Raw genomic sequence first — 16,672 nt, 5'->3', positions numbered from 1 at the left:
AGCCCTGCCTGTAGCGCCGCCCTTGCAACCGGGGGCGGCGCTCCCCAATTTTCCAGCTAACCTGCCAAACAGCGGAAACCAAACCACTGCCATGAGCAAACGGGACTATTACGAGATTCTGGGCGTCGCACAGGATGCTGATGCGAAAGCCCTCAAGAGCGCCTATCGCAAGCTCGCGCTGAAATACCATCCGGACCAGAATCCCGGAGACGAGGAAGCCGAGGCCAAGTTCAAGGAAGTCGGGGAGGCCTATGCGGTCCTTTCCGATCCCGAGAAGAAGGCGGCCTATGACCGTTTCGGTCATGCGGCCTTCGAGAATGGCGGTGGCGGTGCCGGCGGCAATCCGTTCGGCAATATGGATCCCGGCGACATTTTCGAGAACATCTTCAGCCAGGTCTTTGGTGGCGCTGGCGGCTTTGCTGGCGGACGCCGCCGCAATGGTCCCGCGCGCGGCAACGACCTCCGCTACGATCTGGAGATCAGCCTCGAGGAAGCCTTTACCGGCAAGGATACCGAGATTTCGCTGCCGGCTGCCGTCGAGTGCGGTGCATGTGACGGAACCGGTGCAGAGCCGGGCACAAGCCCCGAAACCTGTCCGACCTGTTCGGGCGCAGGCCGTGTCCGCGCCACGCAGGGCTTTTTCACGATGGAGCGCACCTGTGCGCGCTGTTCCGGCCGCGGCAAGGTCATCACCAATCCTTGCAAGACGTGCCATGGCGCAGGCCAGGTCCGCGAGGACCGGACGCTACAGGTCAAGATTCCGGCTGGCGTCGAGAGCGGCATGCGCATCCGGCTATCCGGCGAGGGTGAGCCCGGCCAGCGCGGCGGACCGAAGGGCGACCTCTACATCTTTGTCGACGTCGCCGAGCACGACATCTTCGAGCGCGACGGGCCGAACCTTTACTGCCCGGCGCCTGTGCCGATGGTGACCGCTGCGCTTGGTGGCGAGATCGAAATTCCGACAATCGATGGCGGGCGCGCGCGCGTCACTGTTCCGGAAGGTGCCCAGACGGGTCGCAAGCTGCGTCTGCGCGGCAAGGGCATGCCGAGCCTTCGCGGCTCGAACCAGTCCGGTGATCTTTATGTCGAGATGATTGTCGAAACCCCGCGCAACCTCTCGCACCGCCAGAAGGAACTGCTGCGTGAGTTCTGTGAGTGCTCAGGCGCTGACTGCAATCCGGAGAGCGAAGGCTTCCTCGGCCGGGTGAAGAAGTTCTGGGACGGCATGACCGGCGAAGACCAGCAGCGCCCGAACTAGCGCCTTAGAAATCCTTGATCCGCCGGGCATCGAACAGGCCCGATGACCAGATCAGCCATCGTGCGCCGATGTGTCCGGCCAGCAGGTGAACCGCTGCGAAAAGCACGGCGATGACCGCTACCATTGGGGCGTTTTCCAGGGTCGGGACAAGCTGTACCGGCTCGCCCGACCTCGCGTAGAAGACGAATGTGCAGAGCCCTGCAATCGCGCCCAGCGTGCTGACATAGATCCGCCAGAAAATCGGCCTCGATATGAAGGTATTTCCGTCTGCAAGCCGGATCGGGAAGAGGAAGGCCAGGCACCCCATGAAGACCGGCATGGCCATGAACAGCGCGTGCAGCAGGAAACCAACCGGCATGGCCACAACATCTGCCAGGATCAGCGGACGCTCAGGACCGACCGGAATGTAGAGCTGCACAGTGCCGAAGCGCAGCGCGCTGACTGTTCCCGACCCGAGCAGCCATGAGATCCATGCTGCGGCTGTCATCAGGAGCGTGAACACGGCGGGCGCCTTCCAGAAGGCATGCATCCGGCGCCGGTTGCTCTCTATGAAGCTTGTCGCATCACTGGAATAAGTGCGCCGGGAAGGCCTCATGCGGCAAGTATGCGCGGCTGACAGCGGGAATTCAATTATTGTCCGGGTCGCACGGTCGCTGCGATTTTCTCACAGGTGGCCTTGAGCCGATCGATATCCTGCGGGCGCGACAGCCGGTGGTCGCCATCCTTGACCAGCTGGAAGACAAGATCGTCAGAGGTCATCGCCTCGACCAGGCGGAAGGCGTGCTCCCATGGCACGTCAGGGTCGAGCCGGCCCTGCAGGATGCGCACGGGACCATCAAAGGTGATCGGCTTGTCGAGCAGGTTCCAGGCGCGGCCATCCTCTATCAGGGTGCGCGTGATGGCGTAGGGGTCGCCATAGTCCGACGGGCGCATGAAGACGCCCTTCTCCATGATCTCGGCGCGCGCTTCCTCGTCGAATTCCGGCCACATCAGCTTGTCGGTGAAATCCGGGGCAGGGGCGATCAGGACGAGACCTTCGACGCGGTCTTTCAGGGCAAGGGCCGCCAGCAGGGCCATCCAGCCGCCCATGCTGGAGCCGACAAGGACAAGCGGCCCGCGCGTGCAATGCTCAATCGCTTGCAGCGCATCCTCGCGCCAGTCACTGATCGTGCCCTCCTCGAAGGCGCCAGTTGATTCGCCATGTCCGGAATAATCGAACGCCAGAAAGCCGTGACCCTGACTCTCGGCCCAGGATTCCAGCTCCATGACTTTTGTCCCCGTCATGTCGGACTTGAAGCCGGACAGCCAGACGAAGGTCAGCCCGGATTGCCCGTCAGACTTACGATAGGCGAGGCGCCTGCCATTTGCGCAATCAAGAAAGAGTGTTGTCATGATACCATGGCCTCTAACGGCTTACAGGTTTAGTCAAGCTAGCGGCTTTGATCTGGAGGCGGATAAGGGTACTGCCTCTTCGTGGCTAGGGGGGCCGTTTGAAGCTGGAGTAGCCAGTGGCTGTAGCGTTGAAATACCTAGAGAAAGCGCGCATGAGTGCGATCGAACTGCCCCAGTTGCGTGGCAAGACCATCCTCCAGGTCATTCCGGATCTCTCCGCCGGCGGTGCCGAGCGCACGACACTGGAAATGGCCGAGGCGATTCTCGAAGCAGGCGGCTGGCCGATCGTGGTGAGCGAGGGCGGGCGTCTTGTTGCCGACCTCGAGAAGCTGGGCGGCCTGCACGTCCACCTGCCGGTCAGCACAAAGAATCCCATCACCGTGCGCGGCAATGCCGGCAAGCTTGCCCGTCTGATCAAGACCAAGTCCGTCGACCTGATCCACGCCCGATCGCGGGCACCGGCCTGGAGTGCCTACTGGGCGGCCCAGCGGACCGGCATTCCTTTCGTGACGACCTATCATGGCGCCTATTCCGGCGTGTCCGGCCTGAAGCGGAAATATAATTCCATCATGGCGCGGGGCGATCTTGTCATCGCCAATTCCGAATGGACCGCAGCGCATGTCAAAAGCGTTCACGGGATCGACCGCGACAAGATGGTGACCATTCCACGCGGTGTCGATTTCGACGTCTTCGATGCTGACCTTATCAGCCGGGAGCGGCTGGACGCGGTGCGCAAGGCTTGGGAGATCGGGCCGGACGAAAAACGCCTCGTACTTCTGCTGCCGGGGCGGCTGACCGAATGGAAAGGCCAGAAAGTCGCCATCGACGCGCTCGCCGGTCTTTCCGGCGCGGAGCGCGCGAAGTTGCTGCTCATTCTCGCGGGTGATGCGCAGGGGCGCCATGCCTATGTCGCCGAGCTTGAAGACCGGATCATCAATGCCGGTCTGGGTGGCAGTGTGCGGATTGTCGGGCATTGCGAGGATATGGCGGCGGCCTATGCGGCTTCTGATATCGTGCTGGCCCCGTCGACCCGGCCGGAAGCCTTTGGCCGTGTGGCGGCAGAGGCGTCGGCCATGGGCAAACCTGTTATCGTTGCTGACCATGGCGGCCAGAAGGAAATCGTCATCGAAGGCACGACAGGCTCCCGTGCGGAACCGGGCAGTGCGGCCGATCTCGCGGCCTCGATCCGGGCTGTTGTACAGATCGGACCGGAGGGCCGGGCGGGCATGGGCGTCGCCGGTCGCCAGCATGTCGAGGAACGCTTTTCCAAACGGGGGCTTCAAGCCGCCACGCTCGAGGTTTATAAGCGGCTCCTGGAGACGCACGAGGACAGGTAAGGTTTGGCGCTGGCAAAGAACCCCGGCGAGACCGCAAAGCGGGTGCTCGTTATAAAGCTGAGCGCGCTGGGTGATTTCGTCCTGGCGCTCGGAGCCATGCGCGCTATCCGCGAGCATCACCCGAAAGCGGTCATGACACTGCTGACCACGCCGCCCTATGAAGGCCTTGCCAAGGCGACCGGTTATTTCCAGCATATCGAGACAGACGGCCGGCCCAAGGGCGTGAAGGCGACCCGCGAATTGCTGAAGCGTATCAAGAACGCCAAGTACGATATCATTTACGACCTGCAGACCTCAGGACGCACGGCAAATTACTTCAAGGCGCTGAACCTGCCATTCTCGACCCCGCCGCTCTGGTCTGGGCATGCGGAAGATTCGGCCTTTTTCCATGACAATCCGAAGCGCTCCGACATGCATTCCATTGACCGGCTGGCCGACCAGCTGAAAGTCGCAGGGATCGGTCCGGGCAAGGTGAAGGGCGGCTGGCCGCCCATGCCGGATATGTCCTTCGTACGCCGCTTCCATGGAGAGAAGCCGTCTCTCACGCCAGCCTATTTTTCGATCAACGAGCCATTTGCCCTGTTCATTCCGGGCGCGTCGGCGCACAGGGAGGCGAAGCGATGGCCGGTGGAACGGTATGGCGGGCTGGCCAAGCACGTCGCCGATGCCGGGATTACGCCGGTCATTATCGGCTCGAAGGCGGAGTCCGAGCTGGCCGTCGAGATCAACCGGATTGAGCCGCGTGCCCGCAACATCGTGACCCGAACCGACCTCTTCCAGATCGTCGCCCTGGCAGAAAAAGCACTCTTTGCTGTTGGCAACGACACCGGACCCATGCATATGGCGGCACTTTCCGGCTGTCCGGGCGTTGCGCTTTTTGCCACGAGTGAGAGCGATCCGGAAAAGGCATGTCCGCGCGGCGCGAACATCATTGTTTGCAAGGCCGACACGCTGGACCAGCTCAGTGTCCGCGACGTCTGGCAGGCGGTGCAGATGCTGAGCGTCATTCCGGAAACCGCTCTGGGCGGACAATCTTGAAAATTGCGCCATAAATCGGCATATTGGCGCATCGTTTTTTGGCTGAAAAAGGAGAAGAGCCATAGCACGTAGACCTCATGCGGCCCCGCCGTCCAAACGAGACACGGGACCGCGCACCAACAGGGATATCCGGGCAGACAAGGTGCTGCTCATCGACGAGCACGGTGAAAAACAAGGCGTTATGCCGCTCATGGCGGCGCTCGATGCGGCGTCTGAAGCCGGTCTTGACCTTGTCGAAGTCTCTCCAAACCAGGAAACCCCGGTCTGCAAGATCATCGACTATGGCAAGCTCCGCTACGAAGAGCAGAAGAAGAAAGCCGCTGCCAAGAAGAAGCAGAAGTCGGCCGAGCTCAAGGAAATCAAGATGCGGCCGAACATCGACACCCATGATTATGAGGTGAAGACCCGTTCGATGACGCGTTTCTTCGAGGAAGGTGACAAGGTGAAGGTCACGCTGCGCTTCCGCGGCCGCGAAATGGCTCACCAGCATCTCGGCATGGAACTGCTCCAGAAGGTCAAGGAAGAGTTCGACGAGGTCGCCAAGGTCGAACTCGAGCCGAAACTCGAAGGCCGCCAGATGACCATGGTGATGGCGCCGCGCTAGCGCTCGGCGTCCCTCACATCCGTAAGCCGCATAAATCGACGGCGGCGTTCATGAAGCTGCGCATCTGTTGCTGCTGCTCAGGTGTCATATTGGCCGCCGTTTCGCGAGCCTTGCGCGTCTCTTCGCTGTCGTCGTCCGGGGCGTGGGTGCCCATGGTCACGAACATGTCGAACACGTCCGGGTCGAGGCGTTCGCTCGCGGCGCTGGCCATGCAGCTGCACATCTCCCGCGTGCCCATCTGGTCCATGAAGCAGGCCTCGGCGAGTTGCTCTGTCCTTGTCAGTGGCTCGCTGCACGCTACAGCAACAAGACCGGCAAGCAGCACGGGACGCCAGTAGGAACGCATGGTGAGACCTCCCGAATAGCAAGCTGGATTAAACCAGTATTCGCCGGCATGTTGAAGAGGCATACGCCGGTGCCGCAGTGACAGGCAGAACCAGCGCGTCCGGACTCACTTCACGCTCTTGATTCCACCGCCCCTTTCCGTCATAAGCGCCATCTTTCCGAGCAATGCGGGCCGAAAACGGCATGCCTGCAGGCTCATGAACGACCAGACAGCGGGTCCCCGAGGCCCCGACAGGAGATCGAAATGCCGAAGATGAAGACCAAGAAGGCCGCTGCGAAGCGGTTCAAGTTCACGGCTACGGGCAAGCTCAAGCACGGTGTCGCCGGCAAGCGCCACCGCCTGATCAGCCACAATGCGAAATACATCCGCCAGAACCGCGGCACCAAGCCGGTGGCCAAGGCTGATGAATATCGCGTCAAGAAGTATCTGCCTTACGGCCTGTAAGGCTGCGGCACACAACGAACTCGAACCGAATTGAACTAGCAGGAGGCCCAGATGCCCCGTTCACGCAATAAAGTGCCGGCACACGCCCGCCACAAGAAGATCACCAAGGCCGCCAAAGGTTATTATGGCCGCCGCAAGAATACCTTCCGCACAGCTCACGCTGCTGTCTGGAAGGCTGGCCAGTATGCCTATATCGGCCGCAAGCAGAAGAAACGGACCTTCCGCTCGCTCTGGATCCAGCGCATCAATGCCGCTGTGCGCGCGCATGATGAGGACCTGACCTATTCGCGCTTCATCAATGGCCTGGCCAAGGCCGGCATCGAAGTCGACCGCAAGGTGATGGCTGACCTCGCCGTGCGCGAACCTGAAGCTTTTGGCGCCCTGGTGGAGAAGGCCAAGGGCGCGCTCGCAGCTTAAGCGTTTCGCTTTTCGTCTTTCTCCGCTATTCCGACCGCCAAGGCGGGGCGGAAGAGCCCCGTTTGGCCTGACCTTACGGGGCTTTTTACATGTCTGAGATCGAAACAATCGAGAAAGAGGCGCTTGGCGCCATCGAGCAGGCCGGGGATCTGGCCGCGCTCGATGCCGTGCGTGTCGCGGAACTCGGCAAGAAGGGCCGTGTCTCCTGTCTGATGAAGACGCTGGGCGGGATGAGCCCGGAAGAACGCCAGACCATGGGGCCGAAGCTCAACGGCCTGCGCAACCGCGTCCAGGAAGCCGTCGAGGCGCGCAAGGCCGAACTCGAAGAAGCAGAGCTCGAGAAGCGCCTGCAGACCGAGCGTATCGACATGACGCTGCCGCCGCGTGCTGTGCCGGAAGGCCGGCTGCACCCGGTGATGCAGGTCTTCGAGGAGATGGCGGCGATCTTCGGCGACATGGGCTTCACGGTCGCTGAGGGGCCGGACATCGAGGATGACTGGCACAATTTCACCGCGCTGAACTTCCCCGAAGGCCACCCAGCGCGCGAAACCCACGACACCTTCTTCTTCCACCCGCAACAGGGCGCGGCGCCGAAAGTGCTGCGCACCCATACCAGCCCGGTGCAGGTGCGCGTGATGGAGGCCCAGAAGCCGCCGATCCGGATCATCGTGCCCGGCCGTGTCTACCGCAATGACTGGGACGCGACCCACACGCCGATGTTCCACCAGGTCGAAGGCCTCGTCATCGACAAGAACATCCATATGGGCCACCTCAAGGGCTGCCTCATCGACTTCGTGAAGGAGTTCTTCGAGGTCGCCAATGTCGAGGCGCGCTTCCGCCCGCACTTCTTCCCCTTCACAGAGCCGTCCGCAGAAATGGACGTGAAGTACCGCAAGGTCGGGGAGTCGATCGAGATCGGGGAAGGCGACAGCTGGATGGAAATCCTCGGCTCCGGCATGGTTCATCCCAATGTGCTGCGCAATTGCGGCATCGATCCGGACGAGTATCAGGGCTTCGCCTTCGGTATGGGTGTCGACCGGCTCGCCATGCTGAAATACGGCATGCCGGACCTTCGCCCCTATTTCGAGGCCGATGCCGGCTGGACGCGTCATTACGGCTTCCGGCCCTGGCTCTCGCCCAGCGTCGCTGGCGGACTGAGCTAGGGAGCGCAGCAGGGCCATGGGAAACGGCAACAAGGTTGAGATGCTGCTCGCGATCTGCGCGGTGATCACCAGCGCGGTTGCGGTCTTCATTGCCTGGGACCAGGGCCGCGTCATGCGCGCCCAGCAGCATGGCGCTGTCTACCCGGTCGTACAGATCGAGGGCTTTGTCTCGTCGAACGACACGATCGCGTCCATGGGGCTGCGTCTTTCTAACAGCGGTGTCGGCCCGGCCCTGATCGAGCGGGTCGATATGTTGAAGGATGGCGAGCCTGTCGACAGCCTCGCGCCTTATATCGACCACTTCCCCCCCGGCTATCAGCAATCCTGGTCAAGCCTGATCGGCCGCGCCGTCGCGCCGGGCAGTGAGGTCGAACCGCTCAGGGTCGACTGGCCACGCGAGGCCGTCTCTGTTGCCGAGCGCAATGCGGCTGCCGCCGCCTGGAGCGAACTGGATGTCGAGATCTGCTACTGCTCCGTCTTCAACAGATGCTGGATCGCCCGTGGTCTTGGCATGGGCACCAGCATGTCGCGCGCCGAGCCCGTCAAACGCTGCGAACGCAGCGAAACAGACATTTTTGAAGCAGTGGCGAACCAGTTTCGCCCGCTACAAACCGAACCGACTCCGGAAGTGGAATAGACGATGAAGTTCACCCTCTCATGGCTGCAGGACTATCTCGCGACCAAAGCGTCGCTGGACGACATCCTGGCGACGATGCTGAAGGCCGGCCTCGAAGTTGAAGAGGTCGAGGATCCGGGCGCGAAGCTGGCGTCCTTCACTGTCGCCAAGGTAAAATCGGCCGAGCCGCACCCCGACGCCGACCGTCTGCGCGTCTGCACGGTTGATACTGTGGACGGTGAAAAGCAGATCGTCTGCGGTGCCCCGAATGCGCGGGCTGGAATGACGGCCATCTACGCGCCGCTGGGCACATGGATTCCGGGGCTCGATTTCGCGCTCGACAAGAAGCCGCGCAAGATTCGCGGCGTCGAAAGCTCCGGCATGCTGTGCTCGACCAAGGAACTGGAAGCCGGCGACGACCATGACGGTATCGCGGATCTGGATGGCAAGTGGCCTCTCGGCACGCCGGCCGCCGAAGCGCTCGGCCTGACCGATCCTGTCATCGATTTCGAAGTCACCCCCAACCGTCCCGACTGGCTCGGCGTGCAGGGCATTGCCCGCGATCTCGCCGCCGCCGGGGCAGGGCGCTTTCTCGACAATCCGATCAAGAAGGTCGAGGGCAGCTATCAGTGCCCCGTCGAAATCCGGCTTGATGCACCCGACGCGTGCCCGATCTTTGCGGGCGCTGTGGTGCGCGGGGTGAAGAACGGTCCGTCGCCAGACTGGCTGAAAGAACGCCTCAAGGCGGTCGGCATCACGCCGAGAAACCTCCTTGTCGACCTGACAAACTATATCTCGCAGGACCGGGCGCGCCCGCTGCACGCCTATGATGCGGCAAAGCTGACGGGCACTGTCCATGCCCGGCTGGGCCATGAGGGTGAGAGCTTCGAAGCCATTGACGGCAAGACCTATGCGGTCGGCGAAGATATGTGCGTCATTGCCGACGATAGCGGCGTCATCGGCCTTGGGGGCGTGATGGGCGGCCAATCCACCGCCGTCTCCGACGAGACCACCGACGTCTTCATCGAGAGCGCCTGGTTCGATCCGCTGCGCACCGCGCGCACAGGCCGGACAACCGGGATCATATCGGATGCGCGCTACCGCTATGAGCGCGGTGTCGATCCCGAGAGCTGCGTCGAGGGTCTGAATTTCGCGCTCGCCATCATCCGTGAATATGGCGGCGGCGAAGTGTCTGCGGCGAATATTGCCGGCAGCCCGCCCAAGCGCGACATGCGCATCTCGTTCGACCGCCGTGACGTGGCCCGCCTGACCGGGCTCGAGGTGAAGCCGGCCGACCTGAAGAAGATGCTGAAGGAACTTGGCTTCGTGATCGAGGATGCGGGCGAGGCCTGGTACCTGACGGTCCCGAGCTGGCGGTTCGACATCGAGCAGTCTGCCGACATTGTCGAGGAAATCGCCCGTCTGGTCGGCTATGACAAGCTGCCGACGACGTCCCTGCCGATGCCGCCAGAGGGCCGCAAGGTCATGGTGACGCCGGCTCAGGCGCGCCTGCGTACGGCTCGCCGGGTGATGGCGTCGCGTGGCTTCCTTGAGACGGTGACGTGGTCCTTCATGCCGAAGGCGCATGCCGAGATGTTCGGGGGCGGCAGCGAGGCGCTGACCATCGCCAATCCGGTCGCCAGCGAACTCAACCAGATGCGCCCCAGCATCCTGCCGAACCTGGCCGTTGCGGCCCAGAAGGGCTTCGACCGTGGCGAGCGCGAGATGCGCCTGTTCGAGGCCGGGCCGGTCTATATCGGCGATGGTCCCAAGGATCAGCGCAATGTGGTCGCCGCGCTCGTGCGGCCTGTTGCCGAGCGCCACTGGAGCGGGAATGTCGCCCCCTACGACGCGACTGCCGCCAAGCGTGACCTGTTCGCGCTGCTCGCCGAACTCGACCAGCCGCCGGAACGCTTTCAGGTGGACGCCCCGCGCCAGCCGCACTGGCATCCGGGTCAGGCCGCCTGCCTGAAGCTTGGCCCCAAGGTCACGGTCGCGCATTTCGGCGCCCTGCATCCGCGTGTGCTGAAGGCTCTCGACGTTGACGGACCGGTCTACGGCTTCGAACTCAACCTCAATGCCCTGCCGATGATGAAGGCGCGGGCGACGAAGACGCGTCCGGTGCTGAAACGCTCTGACCTGACGCCGATCCGGCGCGACTTCGCCTTTGTCGTCGATGAAGGCGTCGCTGCGGCGGATATCGTGCGCCACGCGGCGTCGGCTGAGAAGAAGCTGATTACCGGCGTGCAGGTGTTCGACGTCTATCAGGGCACTGGCATCGAGCCCGGCAAGAAGTCCGTTGCGATCGAGGTCACCATCCAGCCGGAGGGGGAGACCCTGAAGGACAAGGACATCGAGGCCATCGGCGAGAAGATCGTCGCTTCTGTCGCCAAGGGCACGGACGGCGTGTTGCGGGGCTGACGATCAGCGGATAAGCCTGATGCCTCTGCAAGGAGGGGACGAATGGCTGTTCAGCAGATCATGACGCAGATGGGTTTGCGCCACCGGCTCTATCGCCAGATGGAGCCGCAGGCCCGCGACAAGCCCGGCCTCTCGCCGTTCAACCTGTTCATTGTCATCCTCGTGCTGCTGAGCTTCCTGGCGCTTGCGCTGGAAACCGAGCCGACGATGAGTGACACGTGGATGGAGGCGATCAAGGTCTTCAACATCGCCATCATCATCATCTTCGGTTTGGAATATCTCCTGCGCCTTTGGGCTGCCGGCGAGGACCCGCAATACAAGGGCTTTCGCGGCCGCCTCCGCTACATCTTTACCGGCTATGCGATGGCGGATCTCGTCGCTTTCCTGCCGGAACTGCTCTGGATCCTGTTCGCGCCGGATTCCAGCCAGCAGGTGGTCATGGTGCTGCGCGTGCTGAGGCTTGCGCGTCTGGCCAAGATCTCGCGTTTTATTCCCGCCTTTGACGTTCTCGGGGCTACGGTGCGCCGGTCAGGCCAACAGCTTTTCACGACGCTCGCCATGGCGCTGGCGCTTGTCTACGTCTCGGCCGTCGCACTCTATTTCATCGAGGGCGTTGGCGGCCAGCATCAGGAAAGCTTCGCTTCGATCCCGCGCGCGATCTGGTGGGCCATCGCGACGCTGACCACGGTCGGCTATGGCGACGTCTATCCGGTCACCCCGCTCGGGCGTTTCTTTGCATCGGTCATCGCGATTGCCGGGATCGGCGTGGTCGCGCTGCCGGCCGGTGTGTTCGCCAGTGCCTTCTCCGACGAGCTTCGCGAGCGTGAAAACGCCAAGCTGGAGGAGCGCAACCAGGAACTGGAAGCCGAGGTCGATGAGTATGAAGCGCGTGAGGCCGCCGCGCCGGAGAGCCAGGCCTAGCGTCTACTCCGCCTCCGGCTCATCCATCGCCATCACGATCTGCCCATAGCCGCGGGCCAGACGGCCCATATTCTCGACCGTGATCCGCTCATTTGTGCCGTGGAAACCGGTCAGGTCTTCCTCGCTCATAATGGCGGGCATGAAGCGGTAGACATCTTTCGTAATGGCTGCCGCATAACGCGAATCCGTGGCGCCCAGAACCAGCGAGGGCGTGACCGGCGCGCCATCCCCGACATCGGTGGCGACCGCGTTGAGCACGCCATAGGCGCGGTTGTCGATTGCGCTGACAGGTGAGGCCGGGCTGCCGATGCCGTCCTCGGTCTGGCTGACCTCGATGCCCTCGATGTCGCTCGTCACATCGCGGACATGGCCGATGACCTCTTCAGGCGTGTTGTTCGGATGGATGCGGAAATTGACGATGGCCGTTGCGCGCTGGGCGAGCACATTCTCCTTCGCAGACCCCGCAAGCATGGTTGGTGCCGTTGTCGTCCGGATCATCGCATTGCCGGCCGGTGAGGCAGCGAACTGGCCTTCGATCACATCACCAAGCAGCCACTGGTTCGCCATGGCGAGACGGGCGGCAAAGCCCATCTCCATCGAGACGACCTGCATCATGTCTGAGACCGGCGGTTTCGACAGGTCGGCATCCATCTGGTTTTCGTCGAGGGCTATCAGCGCCCGCGAGAGCCGCACCGTGGCGCTGTTGCGTGGGGGTGTGGAGGAATGGCCACCCTCTGCCTTCGCGGTGACGCGCAGGGTCAGATAGCCTTTCTCGGCAATACCGATGAAGCCGAGCGTGCCGCCGGTGAGCGGATTGGTCTCCAGCACCATGAAGCCTTCGTCGAGCGCCATGACAGGCTCGACGCCGCGTTCCTTGAGAAGGGCAATGCCGGCTTCTGCGCCCGAGCCCGAGACCTCTTCGTCATGACCCAGCTGGACAAGGATGGTCCGGCGCGGCTCGAAGCCGTCAGCGGCCAGCGCATCGAGCGCTTCCATGATACCCACGAGTGCCCCCTTGTCGTCGATGGCGCCGCGGCCATAGACGTACCCGCCCTGGATCGCGCCAGAAAAGGGTGCGGCGTCCCAGTCTTCCTCGGTCCCGATATTCACCGGCACCACATCCTGATGCGCCATAAGCAGGAGCGGCTTGAGCGACGGATCAGAACCTTCCCAGGTGTAGAGGAGGGTCAGGCCGCCCGGCACGGTTTCCTTGCCGGCGGCAGCGTGGAAAGCGGGATAGGTCTCTTCCAGCCAGGCCTGCAGCTCCAGCCACGGGCCTTCCTGGCCGGGGCGCGGGTCACCAGGCGCGACCGTGATCGTGCGAAACTGGATGGCTTCCGAAAGATGCTGGGCAGCGATGTCGGCAGAAACCGATGGCGGCTCAGGCAGCTCGACCTGCTGGATGCCGGCGGGCGTGCCGCCAAAGCTGAACGTCTTCGCCAGAAGAACGACGAACAGGATGATAATAAGGCCACCAACGCCAAGCAGTACGGATTTCAAAACCGGCCCTCCCTCATGCGGCTTTTTATTGCGCACACTGTGGGCCGGTCAGGACCAGAGAGCAAGAGGTGACGCCAGCGTCAGCTTTGAGGAGGATGGCAGAGAAAGAACTCTGCGTCCGGGGCATTCGGGTTTGCGGTCAGCCGTAACGTCTCGCCCTCATTGTGCATTTCAACAAGGAAGCGTTCCTTGGTGGAGAGATCGGTAAACTCTGCGACTTCGTTCTGACCGGTGAAAACATAACGGGCGAGCGGCGATGTCAGCTCTCCACTATAGAAGACGCTTGAGATGCCGGCGCCGACGACCTGCGACACGACGGCAGCTGCAGCATCAAGCTCGGGCGCGACAGGGCTCACGACTTCGTAGTGTGCGGTAAGGTCACCCTGTACGCCGTCCATATCGCAAACATATCTGATCGATCCCGCCTGCTGGGCAGACGCGGGAAGGGCAAACAGGGCGAGAGCCGCAAGCCAGATACGCATCGTTTTCCCGATATTCCCCGCCGGCATTGGTCCGGCAGGGAAAGAATATCGTCTGGACGCGCATGCGCCAGTTAAAATTATTGCATGTGGCCCTCAGGCCTGGCCGGAGACCGCCAGCACATCCTCGACCGTGCGCAGGCCCGGCTTCGGCGAGGTGACCAGCACAGCCATGTTGCCGGGCAGGTGCTTGTTGTCGAGCATCTTCTCGTGTGCGGCCGGAATATCTTCCCATGGGAAGACTTCGGACATGCACGGATCGATGCGACGGTCGATAACCAGCTGGTTGGCCGCCGATGCCTGCATCAGGTTGGCGAAGTGGGAGCCCTGCACACGCTTCTGGCGCATCCAGAGGAAACGGGCATCCATGGTCAGGTTGAAGCCCGTCGTGCCGGCGCAGATGACGACCATGCCGCCGCGCTTCACCACGAAAACCGAGACCGGGAAGGTGCTTTCGCCCGGATGTTCGAAGACGATATCAACATCCTTCTTGCCGGTATGCTCCCAGATCGCTTTGCCGAACTTGCGGGTCTCGCGCATATAGTCGCCGAATTCCGGGCCATTGACCTTGGGCAGCTGGCCCCAGCAATTGAAGTCCTTGCGGTTGAGCACACCCTTGGCGCCCATGGAATAGACGAAGTCGAACTTGTCGGGATCGGACACGACGCCGAGCGCATGTGCGCCGGTCACCGCGCAGAGCTGCACACCAAACGAGCCAAGGCCGCCGGATGCGCCCCAGACGAGCACATTATTGCCGGGCTTCACGATGTGCGGGCGGTGGCCGAACAGCATGCGGTAGGCCGTGGCAAGTGTCAGCGTATAGCAGGCGCTCTCTTCCCAGGTGAGGTGTTTCGGACGCGGCATGCACTGGCGGGCCTGAACGCGGCAGAACTGTGCAAACGAGCCGTCCGGGGTCTCATAGCCCCAGATGCGCTGGCTCGGCGAGTTCATCGGGTCGCCGCCATTGCACTCCTCGTCGTCGCCATCGTCCTGGTTACAGTGGATGACAACTTCATCGCCCGGCTTCACGCGGGTCACCTTGCGGCCCACGGCCCAGACGATGCCGGATGCATCGGAGCCGGCGATGTGGAAGTCCGCCTTGTGAATGTCGAAGGGAGAGACGGGCTCGCCGAGACCAGCCCAGATGCCATTGTAATTGACGCCCGCTGCCATGACGAGAACGAGCACTTCGTCGGAATCGATCTCCGGCACGGGTACCTGTTCAAGCTGCATGGCAGTCGAGGGGCGGCCATGGCGCTCGCGCCGGATGGCCCAGGCGTGCATCAGTTTTGGAACGTGGAACTCTGGTGGAATCTCGCCAAGTTCGTAAATATCTTTCTTCTCACGAGCGATTGTCGCCGTACTCATTCTCTCGGGCCTCCGATTTTTCCAATGTGCGCAAGATTTCCCCTCCTGCTTCACATTCCTCCTGTTTGGCTGGACACTGAACAAAACATTGCCGTAATGGCAAGTCTTTTTGTTGCGGCGCAACATGGATGAAGGGGGATAGCGCTAATGGGGCCGAGTGACTGGGTCTATATCAATGGGAGGCTGTGCCGGGCGGAAGACGCTGCCATCTCGCCGTTCGACAGGGGCTTCCTGTTTGCGCATGCCGCTTATGAAGTGACGGCGGTTTTTGGCGGACAGCTTATCGATTTCGAAGGGCATGTGGCGCGCCTGCAACGCACGTTGACCGGCATCGACATTCTCAATGCACCCGACAATGAGACGCTGGAGATGCTTCACCGGGAGATCGTTCGCCGCAACGAGCTGACCGAAGGGTTCATCTATCTTCAGCTTACCGGCGGAGCCTATGGTGCCCGGGATTTTGCCGGGCCCGAGACGCTCAAGCCGGGGCTCTTCATGTTCTGCGAGGCGCGCCAGCTGATCGGCGACAAGGCCCGTGATGGTGTGCATGCCATCCTTGTCGAGGACCAGCGCTGGAAGCGGCGCGACTACAAGACCACGCAGCTGCTCTCCCAGGCGCTTGCCTATCGTGAGGCTCAGCGCAGCGGGGCGACGTCTGCCATCCTTCACGAGGATGGCCATGTCACTGAAGCCGCCTCGGCGACACTCTGGGTGGTGACGCCGGATGGCAAGCTCATCACCCGCAATCTCGGTCACCAGATCCTGCCCGGTATTACGCGTCAGGCCGTGCTCGACCGGCTGTCAGAAACCGGGCTTGAGGTTGAGGAGCGTGCGGCATCCGTCGAGGAAGTGCGCGAGGCCGCCGAAATCTTCACAACGGCTGCGACCTCGCTCGTGCTGCCCATCATCACGCTGGACGGCAAGCCGGTCGGGGAGGGAGGGCCTGGCCGGGTGACCCGCCGGGTCCAGGGGCTTTACTACCGCGCGATCGGCGCCGACATCGGCACCCGCGCCCCTTGGCTCATATAGTTTTCGGGCTCGCCGCACGGTGGAAAGCCACCGTGTTGATGATCTTCATGGACAGGATGATGGCCGCGAGACCCACGGTGACCAGATTGGCGAGAATGATAGGCAGGCTCGCAATCATGAGGCCGTAAACCAGCCAGCACGACACCCCCACGGTGAACATGACATACATTACCAGCGACAGGCTGTCGGTGTTGCGGGTGCGAAGCACGAGGATTGCCTGCGGCAGGAAGGAAAGCGTGGTCAGGATGGCGGCCAGGCCGCCGATCAGGTCTGCCATGTGGGGAACTCCATCGAAGAAGGTCCCTCCCCTCCTACAGGAGGCAGCCTTGTCCGTCACGG

General features: G+C 62.4%; 18 protein-coding genes. 11 read left to right on the top strand and 7 right to left on the bottom strand.

What is annotated here, in order from left to right; genetic code table 11:
• Positions 1-91 precede the first annotated feature (91 nt).
• Positions 92-1,258 carry a molecular chaperone DnaJ gene (dnaJ, locus tag Q1K29_RS01715; protein WP_300390766.1) on the top strand — a complete coding sequence of 389 codons (1,167 nt, stop codon included), beginning with the start codon at positions 92-94 and terminating at the stop codon, positions 1,256-1,258.
• Between the two features lie 4 nt (positions 1,259-1,262).
• Here dnaJ and Q1K29_RS01710 read toward each other — a convergent pair whose 3' ends face one another.
• Together Q1K29_RS01710 and Q1K29_RS01705 are read right to left on the bottom strand one after the other, a co-directional pair.
• Positions 1,263-1,853 (bottom strand): hypothetical protein, encoded by a 591-nt coding sequence (locus Q1K29_RS01710; protein ID WP_300390763.1) that lies wholly within the window; start codon positions 1,851-1,853, stop codon positions 1,263-1,265.
• A 35-nt stretch (positions 1,854-1,888) separates the two neighbouring features.
• Positions 1,889-2,650 (bottom strand): alpha/beta hydrolase, encoded by a 762-nt coding sequence (locus Q1K29_RS01705; RefSeq protein WP_300390760.1) that lies wholly within the window; start codon positions 2,648-2,650, stop codon positions 1,889-1,891.
• A gap of 152 nt (positions 2,651-2,802) precedes the next feature.
• On the opposite strand from Q1K29_RS01705, the gene Q1K29_RS01700 reads away from it, so the two are divergent.
• The 3 genes from Q1K29_RS01700 (at position 2,803) to infC (ending at position 5,629) form a co-directional block, all read left to right on the top strand.
• The gene (locus Q1K29_RS01700) at positions 2,803-3,987 is read left to right on the top strand and encodes a glycosyltransferase family 4 protein (RefSeq protein WP_300390757.1); all 1,185 of its coding nucleotides are present in this window, start codon (positions 2,803-2,805) and stop codon (positions 3,985-3,987) included.
• Between the two features lie 3 nt (positions 3,988-3,990).
• On the top strand, positions 3,991-5,025 hold the full coding sequence (locus tag Q1K29_RS01695; RefSeq protein WP_300390754.1) for a glycosyltransferase family 9 protein: 1,035 nt from the start codon (positions 3,991-3,993) through the stop codon (positions 5,023-5,025).
• A gap of 61 nt (positions 5,026-5,086) precedes the next feature.
• Entirely contained in the window at positions 5,087-5,629 is a 543-nt protein-coding gene (gene infC / locus Q1K29_RS01690) for a translation initiation factor IF-3 (protein WP_300391922.1), read from the top strand.
• A gap of 13 nt (positions 5,630-5,642) precedes the next feature.
• Here the strand turns inward: infC and Q1K29_RS01685 are convergent, their stop codons facing one another.
• On the bottom strand, positions 5,643-5,975 hold the full coding sequence (locus Q1K29_RS01685) for a hypothetical protein (RefSeq protein ID WP_300390751.1): 333 nt from the start codon (positions 5,973-5,975) through the stop codon (positions 5,643-5,645).
• Between the two features lie 243 nt (positions 5,976-6,218).
• Here Q1K29_RS01685 and rpmI point away from each other — a divergent pair, with 243 nt between their 5' ends.
• From rpmI to Q1K29_RS01655, 6 genes are all read left to right on the top strand, one after another.
• Positions 6,219-6,419, top strand: coding sequence for a 50S ribosomal protein L35 (rpmI, locus tag Q1K29_RS01680; RefSeq protein WP_290753228.1), 201 nt, complete (start codon positions 6,219-6,221; stop codon positions 6,417-6,419).
• Between the two features lie 51 nt (positions 6,420-6,470).
• Positions 6,471-6,836 (top strand): 50S ribosomal protein L20, encoded by a 366-nt coding sequence (gene rplT, locus Q1K29_RS01675; RefSeq protein ID WP_300390748.1) that lies wholly within the window; start codon positions 6,471-6,473, stop codon positions 6,834-6,836.
• Between the two features lie 89 nt (positions 6,837-6,925).
• Positions 6,926-7,999 carry a phenylalanine--tRNA ligase subunit alpha gene (pheS, locus tag Q1K29_RS01670; protein ID WP_300390745.1) on the top strand — a complete coding sequence of 358 codons (1,074 nt, stop codon included), beginning with the start codon at positions 6,926-6,928 and terminating at the stop codon, positions 7,997-7,999.
• Between the two features lie 16 nt (positions 8,000-8,015).
• Positions 8,016-8,636, top strand: a complete 621-nt coding sequence (locus Q1K29_RS01665) for a hypothetical protein (RefSeq protein WP_300390742.1) — start codon at positions 8,016-8,018, stop codon at positions 8,634-8,636.
• Positions 8,637-8,639: 3 nt separating this feature from the next.
• Entirely contained in the window at positions 8,640-11,036 is a 2,397-nt protein-coding gene (gene pheT / locus Q1K29_RS01660; RefSeq protein WP_300390739.1) for a phenylalanine--tRNA ligase subunit beta, read from the top strand.
• A 42-nt stretch (positions 11,037-11,078) separates the two neighbouring features.
• Entirely contained in the window at positions 11,079-11,957 is an 879-nt protein-coding gene (locus tag Q1K29_RS01655; protein WP_300390736.1) for an ion transporter, read from the top strand.
• 3 nt (positions 11,958-11,960) lie between these two features.
• Here the strand turns inward: Q1K29_RS01655 and Q1K29_RS01650 are convergent, their stop codons facing one another.
• The 3 genes from Q1K29_RS01650 to ccrA form a co-directional block, all read right to left on the bottom strand.
• The gene (locus Q1K29_RS01650; RefSeq protein ID WP_300390733.1) at positions 11,961-13,457 is read right to left on the bottom strand and encodes a M20 family peptidase; all 1,497 of its coding nucleotides are present in this window, start codon (positions 13,455-13,457) and stop codon (positions 11,961-11,963) included.
• A gap of 80 nt (positions 13,458-13,537) precedes the next feature.
• Complete coding sequence (locus Q1K29_RS01645) at positions 13,538-13,939, bottom strand: hypothetical protein (protein ID WP_300390730.1); 402 nt, start codon at positions 13,937-13,939, stop codon at positions 13,538-13,540.
• A gap of 93 nt (positions 13,940-14,032) precedes the next feature.
• On the bottom strand, positions 14,033-15,304 hold the full coding sequence (gene ccrA, locus Q1K29_RS01640; RefSeq protein WP_300390727.1) for a crotonyl-CoA carboxylase/reductase: 1,272 nt from the start codon (positions 15,302-15,304) through the stop codon (positions 14,033-14,035).
• A gap of 147 nt (positions 15,305-15,451) precedes the next feature.
• Between ccrA and Q1K29_RS01635 the strand changes: the two genes are divergently transcribed.
• Positions 15,452-16,333, top strand: a complete 882-nt coding sequence (locus Q1K29_RS01635) for an aminotransferase class IV (RefSeq protein WP_300390724.1) — start codon at positions 15,452-15,454, stop codon at positions 16,331-16,333.
• On the opposite strand, the gene Q1K29_RS01630 is transcribed toward Q1K29_RS01635, so the two are convergent.
• Positions 16,326-16,610, bottom strand: coding sequence for a SemiSWEET transporter (locus Q1K29_RS01630; protein ID WP_300390722.1), 285 nt, complete (start codon positions 16,608-16,610; stop codon positions 16,326-16,328). The two genes, Q1K29_RS01635 and Q1K29_RS01630, sit on opposite strands and share 8 nt — an antisense overlap.
• Positions 16,611-16,672: the final 62 nt, after the last annotated feature.

It is taken from the genome of Henriciella sp. (genome assembly GCF_029937755.1).
Lineage (GTDB): Bacteria > Pseudomonadota > Alphaproteobacteria > Caulobacterales > Hyphomonadaceae > Henriciella.
Note: the sequence above shows the minus strand (reverse complement) of the source record. Positions and strands in the feature narration are given on the sequence as shown.